Source organism: Candidatus Kuenenia stuttgartiensis (genome assembly GCF_900232105.1).
Taxonomy (GTDB): domain Bacteria; phylum Planctomycetota; class Brocadiia; order Brocadiales; family Brocadiaceae; genus Kuenenia; species Kuenenia stuttgartiensis_A.
In genome coordinates, this window is the sequence record NZ_LT934425.1 from 1,327,642 (window position 1) to 1,344,617 (window position 16,976).

Sequence of the window (16,976 nt, forward strand, 5' to 3'; positions counted from 1 at the left end):
TCAACATGTTGATGTCCCGCCAAATATTGAGGCTAAACGAATCATTTCATACTTTTCTGCCGTCCTCTACTATTAACCTAACCCCCTTGTTATTAAAGGATTAATCCACACTTCATATTTTCCATCGGCTATTGGCAGACCATTTGCCAGTAGTATCCTTATGATCCTCTTAAGCATACGAATGAATGTCCTTTCAGAGAAGCGCCTGGAGTTGTCACAGACGATCGCGTCACTATCCGGTTTCATAAGGATGGAGAAGGGATGCGAGAGCTGCGACTTCTACCAGAGTATCGAGGATGAAAATCGACTCTTTCTTCTTGAAGAATGGGATACCCGGAAGAACCTTATGGCCCACCTGAAGTCGGAACGTTTTAAGGTGATCCGGGGAGCGATGTGCCTTCTCAGAGAGCCTTATGAAATGATGTTCCACGCCGTTTTTCACCCGAAAGGGATGGAGGAGATTTACCCGAAGATCGGACGATCGTGCGACTGAGTAGGATTGGCGAAGGGATCCTGGCCGGAAGATTGACGTGTGTCCGGGGAAGAGAATTTTTGCATAGCCAGCAGTTTAATTACGGGGAAGACTGGGGGCAGAGTGCCAGCAGTCAAACCGAAAACAAAAGGAGGAATACCATGAAATCCAGTACGAATGACCAGGTAGAAGGCAAGTTTCACAAAGTGAAGGGCAAGATCAAGGAGATAGCCGGGAAAGTCAGTGAGAATCCCGGGTTGGAAGCCGAAGGCAAAGACGAAAAGAGAGCCGGTAAAGTTCAGGAAAAGATCGGCCAGGTCAAGAAAGTCATGGGGAAGTAAGAGTGCGGCGCGTATCATGCGTCGTCACACCTTTGAAGCCGCGGATGAGGTCGGATAGACGTTGATACCATTATACCGCTGGAGGGTAAGGGAAGGCATTACACCCATCATTTCAGCGAAGTTCTTTATATTGTTATCATGAGGAGAAATTATGGATAAAACAAATTTGATCAAGCGTTTTTTTGCAGTACTTTTTTTGGTTGGGTGGATTGCCGGCAGTCCAGGCTGTGCAGGTACCTCAACGCGTGAAAGCGTAGGGGAATATGTCGATAGTTCTGTTCTTACGTCCAAGGTTAAGGCGGCAATATTTAATGATCCTATGCTTAAGGTGCTCCAGATCAATGTTGAAACTTTCAAGGATGTCGTGCAGTTAAGCGGCTTCGTGGATTCCCCGGAGGCTGCTGCCAGGGCAGTGGAAGTAGCGAGATCTGTAGAGGGCGTCAGAGCTGTTGAAAACAAAATGTCCGTGAAATGAACGGGCGAAAAGCAAATGTATCCTGGAATGTACTTTACTTTAATCTTCTTTTTTCAACGGGAGAACGAATATGTCACTTGTTTCAATCTTAATCATAGTTCTGATCCTGATCTTTTTGGGAGTAATCCCCGCCTGGCCACATAGCCGGTCGTGGGGTTATACACCCGGCAGTGTGATCGGGGTAATAGTGATAATCATAGTAATACTGCTTTTATTGGGCAGAATCTAGTCGCAAGAGGAGATTGGAAATGAAGCGGTGAACTTTGGGAAAAACTATCACAAGGTGGCTGCGAAAGGTCATGCCTTTTAAAGTAACGAACCATTTAAAGAAAGGAATATTACGATGGAAACGAAGGACGCGTATAAGCAAAAGATGGAGAAGCAACTGCAAGAGTCGAAGGCGCAGATTGACCTATTGGCTGCGAAGGCTGAGAATGCAGCGGCAGACGTGAAGCTCAGGTACGCTCAGGAACTCGATAAACTACGCGACAAACAGCGTATTGCCTCTGAAAAGCTGAAGGCGGTGGAGGAAGCAGGTGACGATGCGTGGGAGAAGGTCAAGGCGACCACGGATAAGGTTGTGGATGACCTTCAGGCGGGTATCGCCCACGTAGTTTCCTATTTCAAGTAAAGTAATGGCCGCACGTAAGGCTTCGTTTATGTACAAGATTGTGAATTTGTTGTAAGCCCCGCAACTTTACAGAGAATGTTCCTGTGAGTTCGGGATAATCTTCCTAACAATAGGCGAAGAGGGAAATGTTAAAGAAATATGGAGTAGGTCTGGTATTTATTGGTGCACTGATGTTTGGTGTTGGTGCGGTAAATACAGTGTTGGTTGGCTCTGTTATGGCTACAAGTCATGAAGAGGGACGTGAATGCGAAAAATGCGGACACTTGCCAACAAAACCTGAAAATGATTGCAAATGTGTATGTCACGCAAAGAAGGGTTATTAATATCCCGGACAAAGACATACATCATCTTTTGCTGTATCAATGGGTCAGCTAAATCCTGCAATCAGTTATCAACTGATTGCAGGATAAGGTTGAAAACGGATATATAAGGAAAGGCTTTTTGTGGATATGAGAAAGAGTTGTTTTGTGTGTTAATCGGGTGTGAAGTGAAGTGCCTGGATGGTTTTTAATGGTTTATTGTATCAGAAAGGATATAAAAATATGAAAAGAATTGGATTAATGGTAGCACTATTTGTCTCTATGTTTTTTATGACGTCTTGTAACAAGAAGACGCCTGAAAAAGGGGAAACCAAAGTATCGACAGAAGAGGTCAAACGTGAAACAGGTGAAGCCCTTGAAACAAAAAAAACTTACCTGACACAGCAAAAAGAAAAATACCAGAAGGATGCTGAATCAACATTGAACTACCTCAGTGATAAGATAAAAGACCTTCAGGCAAAGGCCGGGCAAGCAGGGGCAGATACCAAGGCAAAGTACAATGAGATAATTGAAGGATTACAAAAGAAGCAAGGAGAAGCACAAGATAAATTAAATGAACTCAAATTGAAAAGCGCTGACGCCTGGGAGGATGTTAAATCCGGAATGGATGCAGCCCTGGAAAGTTTGAAGAGTTCTTATAATGATGCTGTTTCTCATTTCAAATAATCTTCATACAGGTAAGAGAAAATTATGAAGACCAGGAAGATGATTTACCATCTTATTTTGTGTATTTTAGCGGATCTTGTGAAACAAGAAGAGCAAACATTCACAAGTTTTGCAAAAATTAAAATCAAGGCAGTGATTTGCTATATCAAGGCCATTCGATTTATACGGCGAATATGCATCGGTATAGTACTCTTAATTTTGAGTTTAGTGGTAATGATCAGTGGTTTTATATTTTTACATGTGGCGTTTCTTTATTATTTTCCTTTGAGTAAAGAAGTAAAGATGTTCGTTATCTTTTCCCTCGGTATTGTCTATTTTCTGGTTCCGCTAGGGGTTCTTCTTTACTTTACTTCACAGAGATTTTGGATGAAATTTTCGAAAGCAAGTACATTGATACAAAAAGTTTTGGATACGGTTTCTGAAGATAAAAAATAAATGAGAAAGGAGAGGGCATGGCGGATAACCAAACTACAGAAAAAGCGGGAGACATATTAAAAATTGACGAAGCGCTTGGATTGCTGGATAGAGAATTAAAAGGAAAGAGCGGTGAGATTAATCGGTTGATTAGTGAAAAATATTCAAATCTCAAAGAGATTATGAGTGGAGCAACACACACGGGCAGGGAAGCGATAGAAAAAACATGTCATACTTTGGAAGAGGCTGTTAAGAGAGGAGAGGAGAAAACGAAAGAAATAGGGATGGAAATTGATCGAAAAGTTCATGCTAATCCATGGTTGGCGGTAGGCATTGCTGCCGTTAGTGGTTTCCTCTTATGCTATATCATAGAAGCAGGCAAACGTTCAAAGTGATTAGCAGGTTTTTCGTTCTTTGATAATGCATTTTGCAAGCGAGAATTTAAGCCGGGAATTAATGCCTGCTTAAATTAGTCCTTCGGCGGCTTTTTAAAGTAAAGCAAAGAGCCTCTTTACTCTAAATTCGCAACATTGAATTTCCTATATGTTGGAATATTCAAAACTGAAAAAGATTCAGGAATAGGTAAAAAATCGTAACTATTCAGCGTAAACGATACACGGCTCGTTCCCAAACTCCAGTTTGGGAATGCATTTGTTCGAGAAACTCCGGTTTCTCGCCTGTTTGCTGATAGATAGGGAATAAAATCACAGGGTTAAGACAGTTTGTAATTTGTCAAGTCAGACCCTCACTGGAAACAAAGTTTCCAGTGCCATTACGTTCCCAAACAGGCACTTCACTATGTTCAGTACAAGGTTTGGGAACGAGTTGCGCTCTGATCTCCGGTAGTTTAATAAATTACGCTGAATAGTTACAAAAAATCAGGAATAATCTAAACACTTAACCTAATATAACGGAGAATTACTATGCTTTTAGTTATAGCTGCTGTGTTGATCATATTGTGGATTCTGGGTCTGGTCACTTCCACCACCCTGAGCGGTTTCGTTCACATTCTTCTGGTGATCGCAATCGTGGTCATCGTGATTAATATCATTCGCGGACGAAGACGTCCGTGACTATTTTGTGGGGCCCGGTATGAAAAACAGTATCGGTTCCTCTCCCCTGGTGCCTGGCGCCAAGGGATCAGTTTGGTATTTTAATTTGAAAGGAGGTAGGCATATGTTTAAGAAAATTGGCATTACAGCGGTGTTTGTAAGTGCGTTACTGTTTAGTGCTGGTGTCGCTAGTACCTTTGCAAGAAATTCTGATTGTCCGGACAGTTGCAAGTGCCCGGACAATGTAAAATGTGCAAAAGATTGCACAAAGGACAAAACAGATCATTGTACGTGCAAACATTAGTATATTTTAAAATTATTTTGTCATAGGATTTTTTTTTACGAAAACTTTGATAAGCCCAGCAATCTTACCGGGAATGTTCCAGGTGGTTCGGGTTAAACTCTTTAACAAGAGAAGGAGAAGTAAATGTCAGATAAATGTACAGACGAGAGGAAAAATATTAATATTGCTCAGGTACCGGCTGTAGTTAAGGCTGCAATTGAGAAGGAAACTGCCGGCTGCACCATCAAGAAAATAGTGAAAAAAGAGGCCGATGGCAAAACGTGTTATGCAGTCGAGTGTGTAAAGAACGGTGTGGAAAAAAAGCTCAAATTTACAGAAGAAGGCTCTATTGTGACAGACAAAGGGGAAAAACCCAAGAGTGGCGCAGGTACTAGCTGTTGTTAAAGCTAAATTGAGAAGGAAACTGCATCCTGCAATCAGTTATTAACTGATTGCAGGATAAGGAGGCCGTAAAAAAAACGAAATATGACGCGGATAAGTAATGGCCTGGGAATTTTTTATTATACCGTAGTAATCGGCAGTCTATCGTCGGCAAATTGCAGACTGAGGACTGAGTGGTAACACCATTTCACTGAAATTATTTATGGATATTTATTTCACCAAAAGACCAAAAAAGGAGGTACCATGCTTAGCAGACGAGAATTTTTAACACTGGCAGGCGTGGGTGGAGCAGCAATCGTACTTAATTTTAACAACCCTTTACATGCAGAAATAAAAAAGGAGACGGAAATTATGACATACACCGCAAAGGATTATTCGCAACTCATCGGGATGGAGGGATTCAGCGAAACACTTTTGAAAAACCACTTTACCCTCTATCAGGGATATGTAACAAACACAAATAAGGTACTCGATACTCTCGGTCAGATGTTGAAGGAGGGAAAGACGGCAAGCCCTGAGTTTGCAGAATTGAAGAGACGGCTTGGGTGGGAATTTAATGGGATGAGGCTCCATGAATATTATTTTGAAAATCTTGGCAAGAAAAAAGGCGGCATGAACAAGGAAGGAACGCTTGCCAAAAAGATGACAGCGGAATTTGGCAGTTATGAGATGTGGGAAAAGGATTTCAGGGCAGTAGGAAGTATGAGGGGAATCGGGTGGGCAGTCCTCTATCAGGATAGTGCCAGCGGGAGGCTCATTAACTTCTGGATAAATGAACACGATGTTTCTCATCCTGCAGGATGCAATCCCATATTGATCCTGGACGTATTTGAACATGCCTTTATGATAGATCACGGTCTAAAGAAGGCGGATTATATTGAGGCATTCTTTAAGAACATTGACTGGTCAGTCGCAGAAGCAAGGCTAAAATAAAAGGGAGGATTTTTTTATGAACAAAGTAGTCTCGCTTGCAATACTTGCCGTGGGTATCCTGTTTATAATTTTAGGCGTCAGCGCAACGAAGTCGTTTAGTTCCGACATTTCCCGGTTTTTCACCGGCTCACCCACCGACAAGGCGATATGGATGTTGATCGGCGGCGCTGTAGCTGTAATTGTGGGGTTGGTGGGACTGCGGAGTTGGTCAAAGGGAAGTTAAGCGTGTTGGTCCTGTTTTTATGACTATACCCATGAAGACCATAAAAGGTGGGTTTTAAATTGACAGTGGGGTGGCACGGACAAACCCTGTTTGTTCGTGTTGAGCTTGTACGACATTATCTATAAACCCTGTTAAAAAGTCAGGAAGAGTCCTTGTCCTCACAAACTGAGCTTTCTTTCTCACATGGTAAATCACAAATTGTGATACTCTTGAGAATATAATTGAAAGGTGAAAAGAAATGAGTAAAACTAAAGTCTTAACTACAGCGGCAGGCATACCTGTCTGCGATAATCAGACTTCCCTCACCGCCGGAGAACGCGGCCCGACGTTGTTACAAGATCACCATCTTCTTGAAAAATTGGCGCATTTCAACCGTGAACGTATCCCTGAGCGTGTTGTCCATGCAAAAGCAGCCGGTGCACATGGTACTTTCATCGTTACCAAAGACATCACCCGATACACAAAAGCCAGCATCTTTTCGGAAGTTGGGAAAAAAACCGATGTATTTGGCCGATTTTCTACTGTGGCAGGGGAAAAAGGCTCTGCTGATACGGTTCGGGATGTCAGAGGCTTTGCATTGAAATTCTACACTGAAGAAGGCAATTGGGATATGGTAGGAAACAATACTCCCGTGTTTTTTGTACGGGACGCCATAAAATTCCCCGATTTCGTTCATACCCAGAAACGTGAACCTCAAACCAATCTAAGGTCAAAAACCATGATGTGGGATTTCTGGTCGCAGGTTCCGGAATCATTGCATCAGGTAACTATTCTGTTTTCAGATCGCGGCATCCCCATGGGCATCCCCTTTATGCATGGTTTCGGGAGTCATACCTACAGCTTTATCAATGCGGACAATGAACGTTTTTGGGTGAAGTTTCACTTCAAGACTCAACAGGGCATTCGGAATATGACTCCGGAAAATGCAGACCGTATTGCAGGGGAAGATGCCGACTACCATACACGTCTGTTATTTGAAACTATCGGGAGTGGGGATTACCCTAAGTGGACATTTTATGTCCAGGTAATGCCGGAATCTGAAGCGGAAACGTACCGGTGGAATCCGTTTGATTTAACCAGGATATGGTCGCATAGTGACTATCCTTTGATAGAGGTTGGGGTATTGGAGATGAACCGCAATCCCTCGAACTATTTTGCCGAAGTCGAGCAGTCTGCTTTTTCTCCTGCTAACGTTGTTCCCGGTATTTCTTTTTCTCCCTGTAAAATGCTCCAGGGACGTATTTTTGCCTATGCAGATGCCCATCGGTATAGACTAGGCGTGAACTTTGGGCATCTACCGATAAACCGTCCGCTTGCCACGGCAGCAAACACCTATCAGCGGGATGGCTCAATGAGATTCGATGACAACGGCGGAGCTTCCGTAAATTATGAGCCGAACAGTTTCGGAGGACCCAAAGCAGACCACGCGTATAATGAGCCGCCGCTGAAAATTTCAGGTGACGCGAATCGCTATGAACAGAAAAGAGGTATTGATGATGATTTCGTCCAACCCGGAAATCTCTTCCGGCTGTTGCCGCCTGACGAACGGAAACGGCTCATTGAAAACATTGTTGCAAGTCTTAGAAAAACGCCGAAAGACATCCAGGAAAGGATGGTTCCGTATTTTTACAAAGCAGATGAGGCTTATGGAGAAGGTGTTGCAAAGGGACTAGGGCTTTCATAAGAGAATAATACGTTCTCCTCTTGAAGCGGAAATAGAAAGGATAGGTAAAATGATCTATAAAAGCATAAAGAAAAACATAGGGTTTGGCTTCCTCGCACTCTTTGGGTGCTGTTTGTTCTTGCCCACCCTTGCTAATGCACGGGTTGGTATAACGGCTACCGATAAAAAATATATTATTCTGCAAGCCGTCATCATGTTTCATTTGCAACACCCAGAAACGATGAAAATGGTTTTATAACCATATCATATTGCGGTACCTGTGCTTGAGCTATTTTTTGTAGTTTTACTTTCGAGTCGAAAACATCTGGCATTTCTGTTTCTGTACCGGTTCAAATGTATATGGCCATCCAAAAGGTATCAGATTGTAATTTACAAGGTCTCTGCTTGTCATTGCAGGGGGGGGGCTCCGCTTGTCATTGCGAGGGTCTTTTCCGAAACAATCAATATACTACGAGATATTTTGTGACATAAGAGACGCCATATCGCGGGAGAAAGAAGCAAATTAAGGGTGGCTCAAGGGCTAAAAAAATAGAATTAATTAATGGAATGAATGCAGGATGGAAGGATCTCTATTACGGTTTATGAGGTTGCTTCGGAAAAGACCCTCGCAATGACAAAACGGATACCCGCGTAATGGCAAAATGAGTCATCAGTCATCATGTTTCATTTGCAACACCCAGAAACGATGAAAAATGGTTTTATAACCATATCATATTGCGGTACCTGTGCTTGAGCTATTTTTTGTAGTTTTACTTTCGAGTCGAAAACATCTGGCATTTCTGTTTCTGTACCGGTTCAAATGTATAGGGCCATCCAAAAGGTATCAGCTTGTAATTTACAAGGTCTCTGCTTGTCATTGCAGGGGGGGGGCTCCGCTTGTCATTGCGAGGGTCTTTTCCGAAGCAATCAATATACTACGAGATATTTTGTGACATAAGAGACGCCATATCGCGGGAGAAAGAAGCAAATTAAGGGTGGCTCAAGGGCTAAAAAAATAGAATTAATTAATGGAATGAATGCAGGATGGAAGGATCTCTATTACGGTTTATGAGGTTGCTTCGGAAAAGACCCTCGCAATGACAAGCTGAAAAGACCCTCGCAATGACAAAACGGATACCCGCGTAATGACAAAATGAGTCATCAGTCATCATGTTTCATTTGCAACACCCAGAAACGATGAAAATGGTTTTATAATCATATCATATTGCGGTACCTGTGCTTGAGCTATTTTTTGTAGTTTTACTTTAGAGTCGAAAACATCTGGCATTTCTGTTTCTGTACCGGTTCAAATGTATAGGGCCATCCAAAAGGTATCAGCTTGTAATTTACAAGGTCTCTGCTTGTCATTGCAGGGGGGGTTCCGCTTGTCATTGCGAGGGTCTTTTCCGAAGCAATCAATATACCCCATGTTCCGGAAAGAAATTACTAAAGTCAAATTTGGCAAACACTTATAAACATTGATTCTGCGACTACATGTCTTTTGGAAGTCTTTTAATTACTGGCCGAAAACAACATTGGACATTCCAAGTTTTTCCAATAGCATTTGTGTGACGGCGGGAAGTTTCACGGCTTTCTTTAAGGTTTCACCGGTATTTTTAGCCTCAAGAGTGGCGATATCTATATCTTTGAACGGCGCATAGAGTTCCTTTGAGTTTAAAAAATCTTTTTCTCCTATTGCCTTTCGTTGGTTTGATAGATAACGGTTTATAAAATATGCCAGGATGCAGATAGTATAGACGGCTTTAACATGTGCCTCGGTATTGACAAAGAAGGGCCTGATTTTTAAGAACGATTTTACATTTTTAAAGACATCTTCTATTTTTGTCTTGTCCCGATAGGCTCTAACTATAGATTGGGGTTTTGCTTTAAACGCACCTCCATCTTCCCGTTCTGTATGGTTAGTGATAAAAACACATACGCCATCCAACAATCTATCTGCGGCTATAACATCAGTTAACAGCTTGATTTCTATTTTGAAACTTTTGACGGATTTGACCTGCCCGTTTTTCAGTCTATGGGTAACGGTGATGGACGTCAGAACAGGGTCTTCGAAATATTTATGAATCTTTAACCTTTTCAGCTCATCTACAATGCGGCTCTTTGTTGCGTCATATTGCCGGTCTCTTTGGGCATTTTTAAGGTTTTTATTCTCTTCTTTGAGATAATCCTTAAAAAAGGTTATTTTCTCGTCTCTATTATTGCGGTCTTCTATAAATAAAGTGGGATTAAAACCGGTAATAAAACGCTTGTTTCCTATGACGCCATTGTCATGGTAGTATAATTCATCATCATAGTTTAAAAACCCTTGCGGGATAGGTATATCGGAGGCGTCCTTATCTTCTATGGATAACCCATTAAGAGACTTTAAACTGACACCGCAAGAGGGTATCTGATTTCTATCCAATGCCGAGATGTATTTGAGTTTGGCTTCTTCTATCAAATTGGCATTGTCCTCAGAGATTATGCCTCTGTCAAATACAAGGGTGACGTTTTTATCAGTCAATTTGAATCTGGTTTTACAGGCATTGATATTCTGTTTGAGGGTTTTTACCTCAGCGGTGTTCCCGGGGAATACATCCCATTTGAAAGGATATCCCTCAGAGTTGATAAGAACACCCAGTAAGACCTGCCGCCTGCCATGACACTCTATTTTGCCCTTGCCAAATGCCGATAGATCACAGTTATATCCCACAAAGTAGGAAGTAGTTAGGTCGTAGTTGATAAATTTATAGGATTCCGGACGTTTCCAGAAGGTTTGGTTAAAAAGGTGGTTCTCTATAGATATTTTGTTTTTGTGTATTTTATCTAATTCATAATAGATTTTATCGTCATTTAGGCCTGAAAGATCAATTTTAAGAATGTCCTCCAGCGCGCTCTTTTTCGCCCAATGAGGAATGGAATAATGAGAACACGGATCGGTGCACCTGTTAATAGTCAGTATCTTTGCAATCATATTGGTAGGAAGGGCGCCTGCAGTGACATCGTAGTCAAAAGCCTGATCAAGCTGCCACTGGTTCCACAACTCATTAACAACGGCTATATCGAGATATGCCCTGCTTTCCAGGACTGCAACGTCTTTGAGCTGAGTCTGCAATTGATCTGTGTTTTCAACTGTTTTACATATCAGTTTGATTTGCTCGGCTTGAATATCGGAAAGTTTCCCGATGGGCCAAAGTATTCTTTTTCTGACCTTTTTGCCATCCCTGTAGGATTCGGCAATAGAGTAAGATTTATAGGTTTTCCCTTTGTATTTAGAATCGCTATAAGTAAGGTGCATAATGTAGTCCCAATATTCTTTGACTACACTATCATTAATAAAATATTTTGTCAAGTCAGTATTTATAGGGTTATAAAGGATTTGTATTAATAAATAGGCCATTTATTCTGCGACTACATATTATTTTGAATTTGTGGAAACCCGCTTAAAATAAGGATTTTGTTGAAATCTTTCCGGAAAGGGGGATATACTACGAGATATTTTGTGACATAAGAGACGCCATATCGCGGGAGAAAGAAGCAAATTAAGGGTGGCTCAAGGACTAAAAAAATAGAATTAATTAATGGAATGAATGCAGGATGGAAGGATCTCTATTACGGTTTATGAGGTTGCTTCGGAAAAGACCCTTGCAATGACAAGCTGATACCCTTGTAATGACAAAATAAGTCACCAGTCATCATGTTTCATTTGCAACACCCAGAAACTATGAAAATGGGTTTATAGCCATATCATATTGCAGTACATGTACTTGAGCTATTTTTTGTAGTCTTATTTTCGAGCCAGATGACTGGTTTGGCAGGTTTAATTGTAATTTAGATGCATCAGGTTGTGTGTTTGGATGCTACGTAGACGTAGCAAATGATGAGAGAATAAAAGGAGGTATTCCGAAAGACCGATCACTTGAGAATAAACGACTTACCGGCAAAAATGATATTCGGGAATATGCTTAGAAGTCTTCGTAAATAACTTGAACAGATTAAAAGACCGCTGTATCGCAGATGCACGGTTAGCAAAGAGACATTATATAATCAAACACGGGAAAGGAGTATATCATGCAAGGCAACGAGTTGATAGAAGTTGATACAAACGTCCGTCTCCACATACGGGACTGGGGGCAAGGCAAGACAATCGTGTTCATTCCAGGATGGCCACTAAGCCTTGAGATGTATGAGTACCAGTTTACGCAGTTGCCTAAGCATGGTTATCGTTGCGTGGGTATTACGCTGCGCGGCTTCGGCAAATCGTCCAAACCCTGGGGAGAATATACCTATGATGTCTTTGCGGATGATGTCAGGAAGGTGCTGAGGCGCTTGACCTGCGCGACGTCACACTGGCCGGTTTTTCAATGGGTGGTGCTATTGCCCTGCATTACATGGCCCGCCACAAGGGGGAGAGAGTATCAAAACTGGCTCTCTTTGGTGCGGCAGCACCGAGCTTCGTCAAAAGACATGGTTTCCAATACGGCCTGGAGTCAGCAGCCGTTAATGGTTTTATAGAGTTGTGCTATGCAGATAGAGCAAAGCTTAATGAGGATTTTGGCAAAATCTTTTTCCGCAGCGAGAATGCAGTGAGTCCGAAGCTTGGCGAGTGGTTTCACAATATGGGAATGGAAGCATCTCCTCATGCTACCGCAGCCAGTCTTATTGCACTGCGGGATACTGATCTGCGTGGTGACATGGCAAAGGTCAACGTGCCGACTATGATTTTACACGCCACGCAGGACAAGATATGCCTTTTTGAACTGGCGGAAGCAATGGCGGCAGGAATTAAGGGGGCAAAACTGATAGGATTCGAGAAAAGCGGGCATGCCCTGTTCTACGAAGAGAAAGAGAAGTTCAACAAGGAGCTTGCGAACTTTGTTGGCTAATGCGGTATGTTTTAGTTGATACCAATTTCGGGGGTACTAATGAAGCCCCGTTACCTCGGAAACAAAAGAGCTTTTAATAGGAGCATTCCCGATTTTTTGTAACCGTTTGTGTGATTAGGGCAAAACAAGGCTGCCAGGGGTTAATACTACTTTACGTTTCATTAAAACATGGCAGAAGTCACAAAAAACCAGGAATGCACCTGTATCAACCCCACAAGGGCATGAAAGCTGCAGGGATATGGCAAGCTTGTCCCCCGCTGGCGGGGGATTAAGGGGGTGGAATTGTCTGCGGAGCGTGGGAAAGAGGGGCGAATTCGTTTTCATAATAAAGGGGTAGTTGAATCGGTGGAGAAATCCAGTCCACCCCCTGCACCCATAAGCGCTAACTTGTTTTAGGTATGCTCGAAGTATTTTGATATCTGTGTTTTTCGGATTCTTGTATTTTCTGCTAAAGAACAAGCAATGTCATTCCAGCACTTAAGAACTTCCTGTAATGATAACGCTGGTTCTATAGCCCGTTTTACTTGATTAAGCATAAAAGCAAATTCACGCCATTTGCTTTTAGTCTTCTTGCTTGACAATGAAGTATCCCCAGGGGGAAAAAGACGTAGCAAAATCTATTAGTTTTTCTGTCAAAAGAGCAACGAATAGTTTGCCATAAAGCCAAGCTTTTGAGCTATCATCATCGTATTTAGGTAAGTGTCCAAATTGTGCTATTTGTTTAAATCTTTTAAAGACCAGTTCAATTTGCCATCGAACTCGATACCATTCTAAGATATCAAAAGCGGTAAATTGATTTTCAGGAAACGTTGTGAATACTATTACGTACTTGGCATAAATAAGGGTCTCCGGTTTTAGTTCAATGCCCTTTTTGCTTGCATGTCTTTTAAGTTTTTTATGAGCTATTTTAATGGCTTCTTCTGTTTTGTGTATTATACAAAGACGACCTTTGACATATTCAGTATTATCAACGTTTGGAATAAAAACGTTCCATGATTTTATAGCAAGGGGTCTTTTTAAATATTGGATTTCTTTCAATAAAGGAAAGGGTTTCTTTTCTTCGCCGAATATCCGTAGAGATTGCGAATTAACTCTAACGCTAAGATAAGCGCCTTTCCTTGTTGCATGATGAATTCCTTGGCCAGTACAGTAACCTCTGTCAGCTATAATATAATCATCTTTTTTCATCGGAAACTGCCGAAAAGATTCTCCTGTGCCTTCTCCTTCAGTTCCCGTAAGTTTAAAGAAATCGCAAGATAATGAAGGAACCTCAATACTATAATGAATGCGCCAAAGACTTCCTGTTTTCCCAGGTTCCTTTACTGTTGTTGCATCAAATAAGCGAAGATGAAAATTATTCCGTTTATTAATTTGGAGGCCACGCTCACGGAATAAAGATAAACATAATTTATATAGCCATTCTTTGCTCTTTTTTAATCGCTTTAATAAGGCAACATCGGATAAATCTGCTAAGTTAGCACGCTTGGCTCGAACTACTGTTTCACGCAATGAATAGCCACATCCTAAATGAATTAATAATGTTCGAAGAAGCTTTTCTTCAGATTTATCCTTGCGCAAGCCTTTTAAAGCATTTGTATCAACGGCTAAACTTTTCCAATCGTTTGGGAAGAAAGTTCTTAGAAGATCCCAATCTTCTCTCATCATGGCTTTATCCTCCTATAGAGTGATTAGCGGGATAATTAACATAAAAATACCATGATGAATAAAATTTGTCAATAAAACAAGTTAGCGCTTATGGGGCAAGGGGTGGATGCTAATCCCTTTAACCACTTATAAAGTTTGAACCGAATAATTATAACGAAAGGGAAGCGGGAGCTTCCAATGCACTTGCGTTCCCAAGCCGGAGCTTGGGAACGAGGGTATTAATAAGAAAAATATTCAATATTCAATTCTCAAATTTTTGCTCAGAACAAGTGACAAATAAATTCCAGATGCCAAACAGGAATTTTGTGATTTGGGCATTGGAATTTTACCGCAATACGTGGCCCCATCATACGCATAAACCCATAAGTTCAGGTTTGCAAACCTGAACCCGCCGGGAGTTATGGGCTGTCAAAGTGAAGCTGACGTCAAAACCCTCTTTACAGGACTTCGACAATCTTAACCGTGCTGCCGATCTGATTGAAGCGGATATACGGGTACTTATCTCCCAGACAACCCAGTCAGCAGCAGGAAAGACACACATTTCATGCCCCTTGCCAGTCTTGTTGAAAATACTCGTTGAACGATAATATATATCAGGTAAAATTTAAAAGGTATTTCTTGTGCTAATCTATATTTGTGAAACACCTTAGTTTTTTGAAACCGTAGGGGCGAAGCATTTGCCATAACTGGCATACATGCATTCATGCCCAAACGGGCAAATGCTTCGCCCCTACATCGTGCGGCAAACAATGTAACTATTGGAATTTTTCAAAAAACTAAAATGTTACATATTTGTTATTTTACCTAAAACACTCGCAATAAAAGGAACATACATAATGTTACAGGGAATCATATTTGATATGGACGGCACACTTACCAAGCCCAAAGTGGATTTCGCAGCCGTTGAAAGAGACATTGGCGCAAAGGTTGGGTTTATTTTAGACTATGCAGAACAATCCAGTCCTGAAGAACGCGCAAGGGCAATGGGTATCCTTGAGCGTTTTGAGGAACAAGCGGCAATGGAATCGGAACTCAATGAAGGGGTAACAGAGATGCTGGAATTTTTGCAAAAGAAACAATTAAGAACAGCTCTTTTAACCCGCAACTCTCGCAAATCGGTCGATACCGTTCTTAAGAAACACAACCTGCATTTTGAATTTATCGTAAGCCGTGACGACGCCAAGCCAAAACCGGATCCGGATCCTATTTTTCTGCTAAGCAAAATGATGAATATCCATACAGACCATTTATTGATGGTTGGAGACTATAAATACGATATTATGTGCGGCAAGGCGGCGGGGACGCGAACGGTTCTTTTGCGTTACAAAGAGTATGTCGAAACAGAGGTAATACCTGATTTTGAAATAGATTGTATTAAGGACATCGTACACATCATAGAACATTTTGAAAAGGCAAAGTTAAACACACATGGGAAAACGAATTTTTAACAGCACTATTTTCAGCCTATTTGCTTCTGCGCTAATTATTTTTCTCGTTAACAGGGCTTCTCTTTGCAGCGAACAGGCAAAACGCAAGACGCTGGACGAAGTTCTCCTTGCAATAGAAAAGGCAGACGGCGAATTCAAAACCATGAGGGCCAATATAGCGATCACCAGAACCATTCCACTGCTGGATTCCACGGAAGTATCCAGAGGAAAGATGCAATATAAAAAACCCGACCGGTTACATTTAAAATTTGACCCTCCCCGCGATGAGGTAAACATTATTGACGGAAAACACCTGTGGATATATCATCCAAAAGCAAAGCAGGTCGAAAAATATGCTGTAAATAAAGGAGAACATACCGCACAGAACATACATTTCTTTGGGTTTGGTTATGGAGAATCGGTAGCTTCGGCGAAAAAAGACTACACAATTTCCCTGGCAGATACAATGGAGGCCGGTAAGAAATGTTTTTATGCGCTTGATTTAACCCCCAAAAGCACTTCATCCCAATATGCAAAAATTCGCCTGTGGATAGAGGAAGGGGTATGGCTGCCGGTAAAAATAGAATTGCATGAAAGCGGCGGTGAAGTGGTAAATTTGATTGAATTTGAGAGCATCACGCTCAACAGCCGGATGTCTGATAAACTCTTTATGTTTGATCCCCCGAAAGGAGTGGAAATTATTGAACCGTTTTAGCAAAACCCTGTATTCCTTTCTCTTCTGTACTGCAAATGTATAAAACCTTGCTTCCGGGTTGCGGCCACCCCACGCCTTGTTCTCCGCATTCCCGAAAACAATGTATCAACTCGTTCTTTTAACTCTTTCTTCCCCCATGAGTGTTTCAAGAAGAGGCTTGTTTTGTACTGCAACGTCTTTGTAATAATTCAGTGTCTTTAGCCTTTCATGTTTTAATATCTCACCCCCCTCAAGCCTCTCAATTGCCTTTCGGTTCATGTACGCTATTTCATATAAGGGGTCGATTTCCAAGGCCTTATCAATGGCGGATAACGCAAGTTCTTTCTTTCCTAAATGCGCATAGCACAAACCTATATTCCCCCACGACTGTGCATGCCCGGCGACCATTTCCGTACATTTTTTAAAACC

The 16,976-nt window shown here is 41.7% G+C and carries 20 protein-coding genes and 1 pseudogene; 18 read left to right on the forward strand and 3 right to left on the reverse strand.

Annotated elements, in window-relative coordinates; translation table 11 throughout:
• Positions 1-181 precede the first annotated feature (181 nt).
• The 14 genes from KSMBR1_RS06050 (at position 182) to KSMBR1_RS06115 (ending at position 7,896) form a co-directional block, all read left to right on the forward strand.
• Entirely contained in the window at positions 182-493 is a 312-nt protein-coding gene (locus KSMBR1_RS06050; protein WP_157820414.1) for a putative quinol monooxygenase, read from the forward strand.
• A gap of 140 nt (positions 494-633) precedes the next feature.
• Positions 634-813: a CsbD family protein gene (locus KSMBR1_RS06055; protein ID WP_099326992.1), complete on the forward strand. Its 180-nt coding sequence runs from the start codon at positions 634-636 to the stop codon at positions 811-813.
• Between the two features lie 151 nt (positions 814-964).
• Entirely contained in the window at positions 965-1,288 is a 324-nt protein-coding gene (locus KSMBR1_RS06060; RefSeq protein WP_099324509.1) for a BON domain-containing protein, read from the forward strand.
• Between the two features lie 70 nt (positions 1,289-1,358).
• Positions 1,359-1,517 carry a DUF3309 family protein gene (locus KSMBR1_RS06065; protein WP_099324510.1) on the forward strand — a complete coding sequence of 53 codons (159 nt, stop codon included), beginning with the start codon at positions 1,359-1,361 and terminating at the stop codon, positions 1,515-1,517.
• Between the two features lie 114 nt (positions 1,518-1,631).
• Positions 1,632-1,919 (forward strand): sll1863 family stress response protein, encoded by a 288-nt coding sequence (locus KSMBR1_RS06070; RefSeq protein ID WP_099324511.1) that lies wholly within the window; start codon positions 1,632-1,634, stop codon positions 1,917-1,919.
• Between the two features lie 125 nt (positions 1,920-2,044).
• Complete coding sequence (locus tag KSMBR1_RS06075) at positions 2,045-2,242, forward strand: hypothetical protein (protein ID WP_099324512.1); 198 nt, start codon at positions 2,045-2,047, stop codon at positions 2,240-2,242.
• Between the two features lie 219 nt (positions 2,243-2,461).
• Positions 2,462-2,905, forward strand: coding sequence for a sll1863 family stress response protein (locus KSMBR1_RS06080; protein WP_157820415.1), 444 nt, complete (start codon positions 2,462-2,464; stop codon positions 2,903-2,905).
• A 78-nt stretch (positions 2,906-2,983) separates the two neighbouring features.
• Complete coding sequence (locus KSMBR1_RS22365) at positions 2,984-3,340, forward strand: hypothetical protein (RefSeq protein ID WP_230408048.1); 357 nt, start codon at positions 2,984-2,986, stop codon at positions 3,338-3,340.
• A gap of 17 nt (positions 3,341-3,357) precedes the next feature.
• Positions 3,358-3,714: an ElaB/YgaM/YqjD family protein gene (locus KSMBR1_RS06090; protein WP_099324514.1), complete on the forward strand. Its 357-nt coding sequence runs from the start codon at positions 3,358-3,360 to the stop codon at positions 3,712-3,714.
• Positions 3,715-4,242: 528 nt separating this feature from the next.
• A complete protein-coding gene (locus KSMBR1_RS23245) occupies positions 4,243-4,392 on the forward strand; it encodes a lmo0937 family membrane protein (protein ID WP_157820416.1) in 150 nt (49 codons plus the stop codon).
• A 406-nt stretch (positions 4,393-4,798) separates the two neighbouring features.
• A complete protein-coding gene (locus KSMBR1_RS06100; protein ID WP_099324516.1) occupies positions 4,799-5,059 on the forward strand; it encodes a hypothetical protein in 261 nt (86 codons plus the stop codon).
• A 240-nt stretch (positions 5,060-5,299) separates the two neighbouring features.
• Entirely contained in the window at positions 5,300-5,989 is a 690-nt protein-coding gene (locus KSMBR1_RS06105) for a superoxide dismutase (RefSeq protein WP_157820417.1), read from the forward strand.
• A gap of 16 nt (positions 5,990-6,005) precedes the next feature.
• Positions 6,006-6,212 (forward strand): DUF3185 family protein, encoded by a 207-nt coding sequence (locus KSMBR1_RS06110; RefSeq protein ID WP_099324517.1) that lies wholly within the window; start codon positions 6,006-6,008, stop codon positions 6,210-6,212.
• A gap of 238 nt (positions 6,213-6,450) precedes the next feature.
• A complete protein-coding gene (locus tag KSMBR1_RS06115) occupies positions 6,451-7,896 on the forward strand; it encodes a catalase (protein ID WP_099324518.1) in 1,446 nt (481 codons plus the stop codon).
• A 1,495-nt stretch (positions 7,897-9,391) separates the two neighbouring features.
• Here the strand turns inward: KSMBR1_RS06115 and KSMBR1_RS06135 are convergent.
• A complete protein-coding gene (locus KSMBR1_RS06135) occupies positions 9,392-11,275 on the reverse strand; it encodes an IS1634 family transposase (protein ID WP_099324133.1) in 1,884 nt (627 codons plus the stop codon).
• A 671-nt stretch (positions 11,276-11,946) separates the two neighbouring features.
• Between KSMBR1_RS06135 and KSMBR1_RS21900 the strand changes: the two are divergent.
• A pseudogene (locus KSMBR1_RS21900) lies at positions 11,947-12,761 on the forward strand (alpha/beta fold hydrolase).
• 561 nt (positions 12,762-13,322) lie between these two features.
• On the opposite strand, the gene KSMBR1_RS06145 reads toward KSMBR1_RS21900, so the two are convergent.
• On the reverse strand, positions 13,323-14,426 hold the full coding sequence (locus KSMBR1_RS06145) for an IS4-like element ISCku3 family transposase (RefSeq protein WP_099323638.1): 1,104 nt from the start codon (positions 14,424-14,426) through the stop codon (positions 13,323-13,325).
• 413 nt (positions 14,427-14,839) lie between these two features.
• On the opposite strand from KSMBR1_RS06145, the gene KSMBR1_RS20840 reads away from it, so the two are divergent.
• The 3 genes from KSMBR1_RS20840 to KSMBR1_RS06155 all read left to right on the forward strand — a co-directional run bounded on the left by KSMBR1_RS20840 (position 14,840) and on the right by KSMBR1_RS06155 (position 16,568).
• Positions 14,840-15,013 (forward strand): hypothetical protein, encoded by a 174-nt coding sequence (locus KSMBR1_RS20840; RefSeq protein WP_157820418.1) that lies wholly within the window; start codon positions 14,840-14,842, stop codon positions 15,011-15,013.
• A 249-nt stretch (positions 15,014-15,262) separates the two neighbouring features.
• Complete coding sequence (locus KSMBR1_RS06150) at positions 15,263-15,874, forward strand: HAD family hydrolase (RefSeq protein WP_099324520.1); 612 nt, start codon at positions 15,263-15,265, stop codon at positions 15,872-15,874.
• On the forward strand, positions 15,855-16,568 hold the full coding sequence (locus tag KSMBR1_RS06155) for a LolA family protein (RefSeq protein WP_099324521.1): 714 nt from the start codon (positions 15,855-15,857) through the stop codon (positions 16,566-16,568). The genes KSMBR1_RS06150 and KSMBR1_RS06155 overlap by 20 nt, the downstream gene beginning before the upstream one ends.
• Before the next feature lie 105 nt (positions 16,569-16,673).
• On the opposite strand, the gene KSMBR1_RS06160 is transcribed toward KSMBR1_RS06155, so the two are convergent.
• On the reverse strand, positions 16,674-16,955 hold the full coding sequence (locus KSMBR1_RS06160) for a tetratricopeptide repeat protein (RefSeq protein WP_099324522.1): 282 nt from the start codon (positions 16,953-16,955) through the stop codon (positions 16,674-16,676).
• Positions 16,956-16,976: the final 21 nt, after the last annotated feature.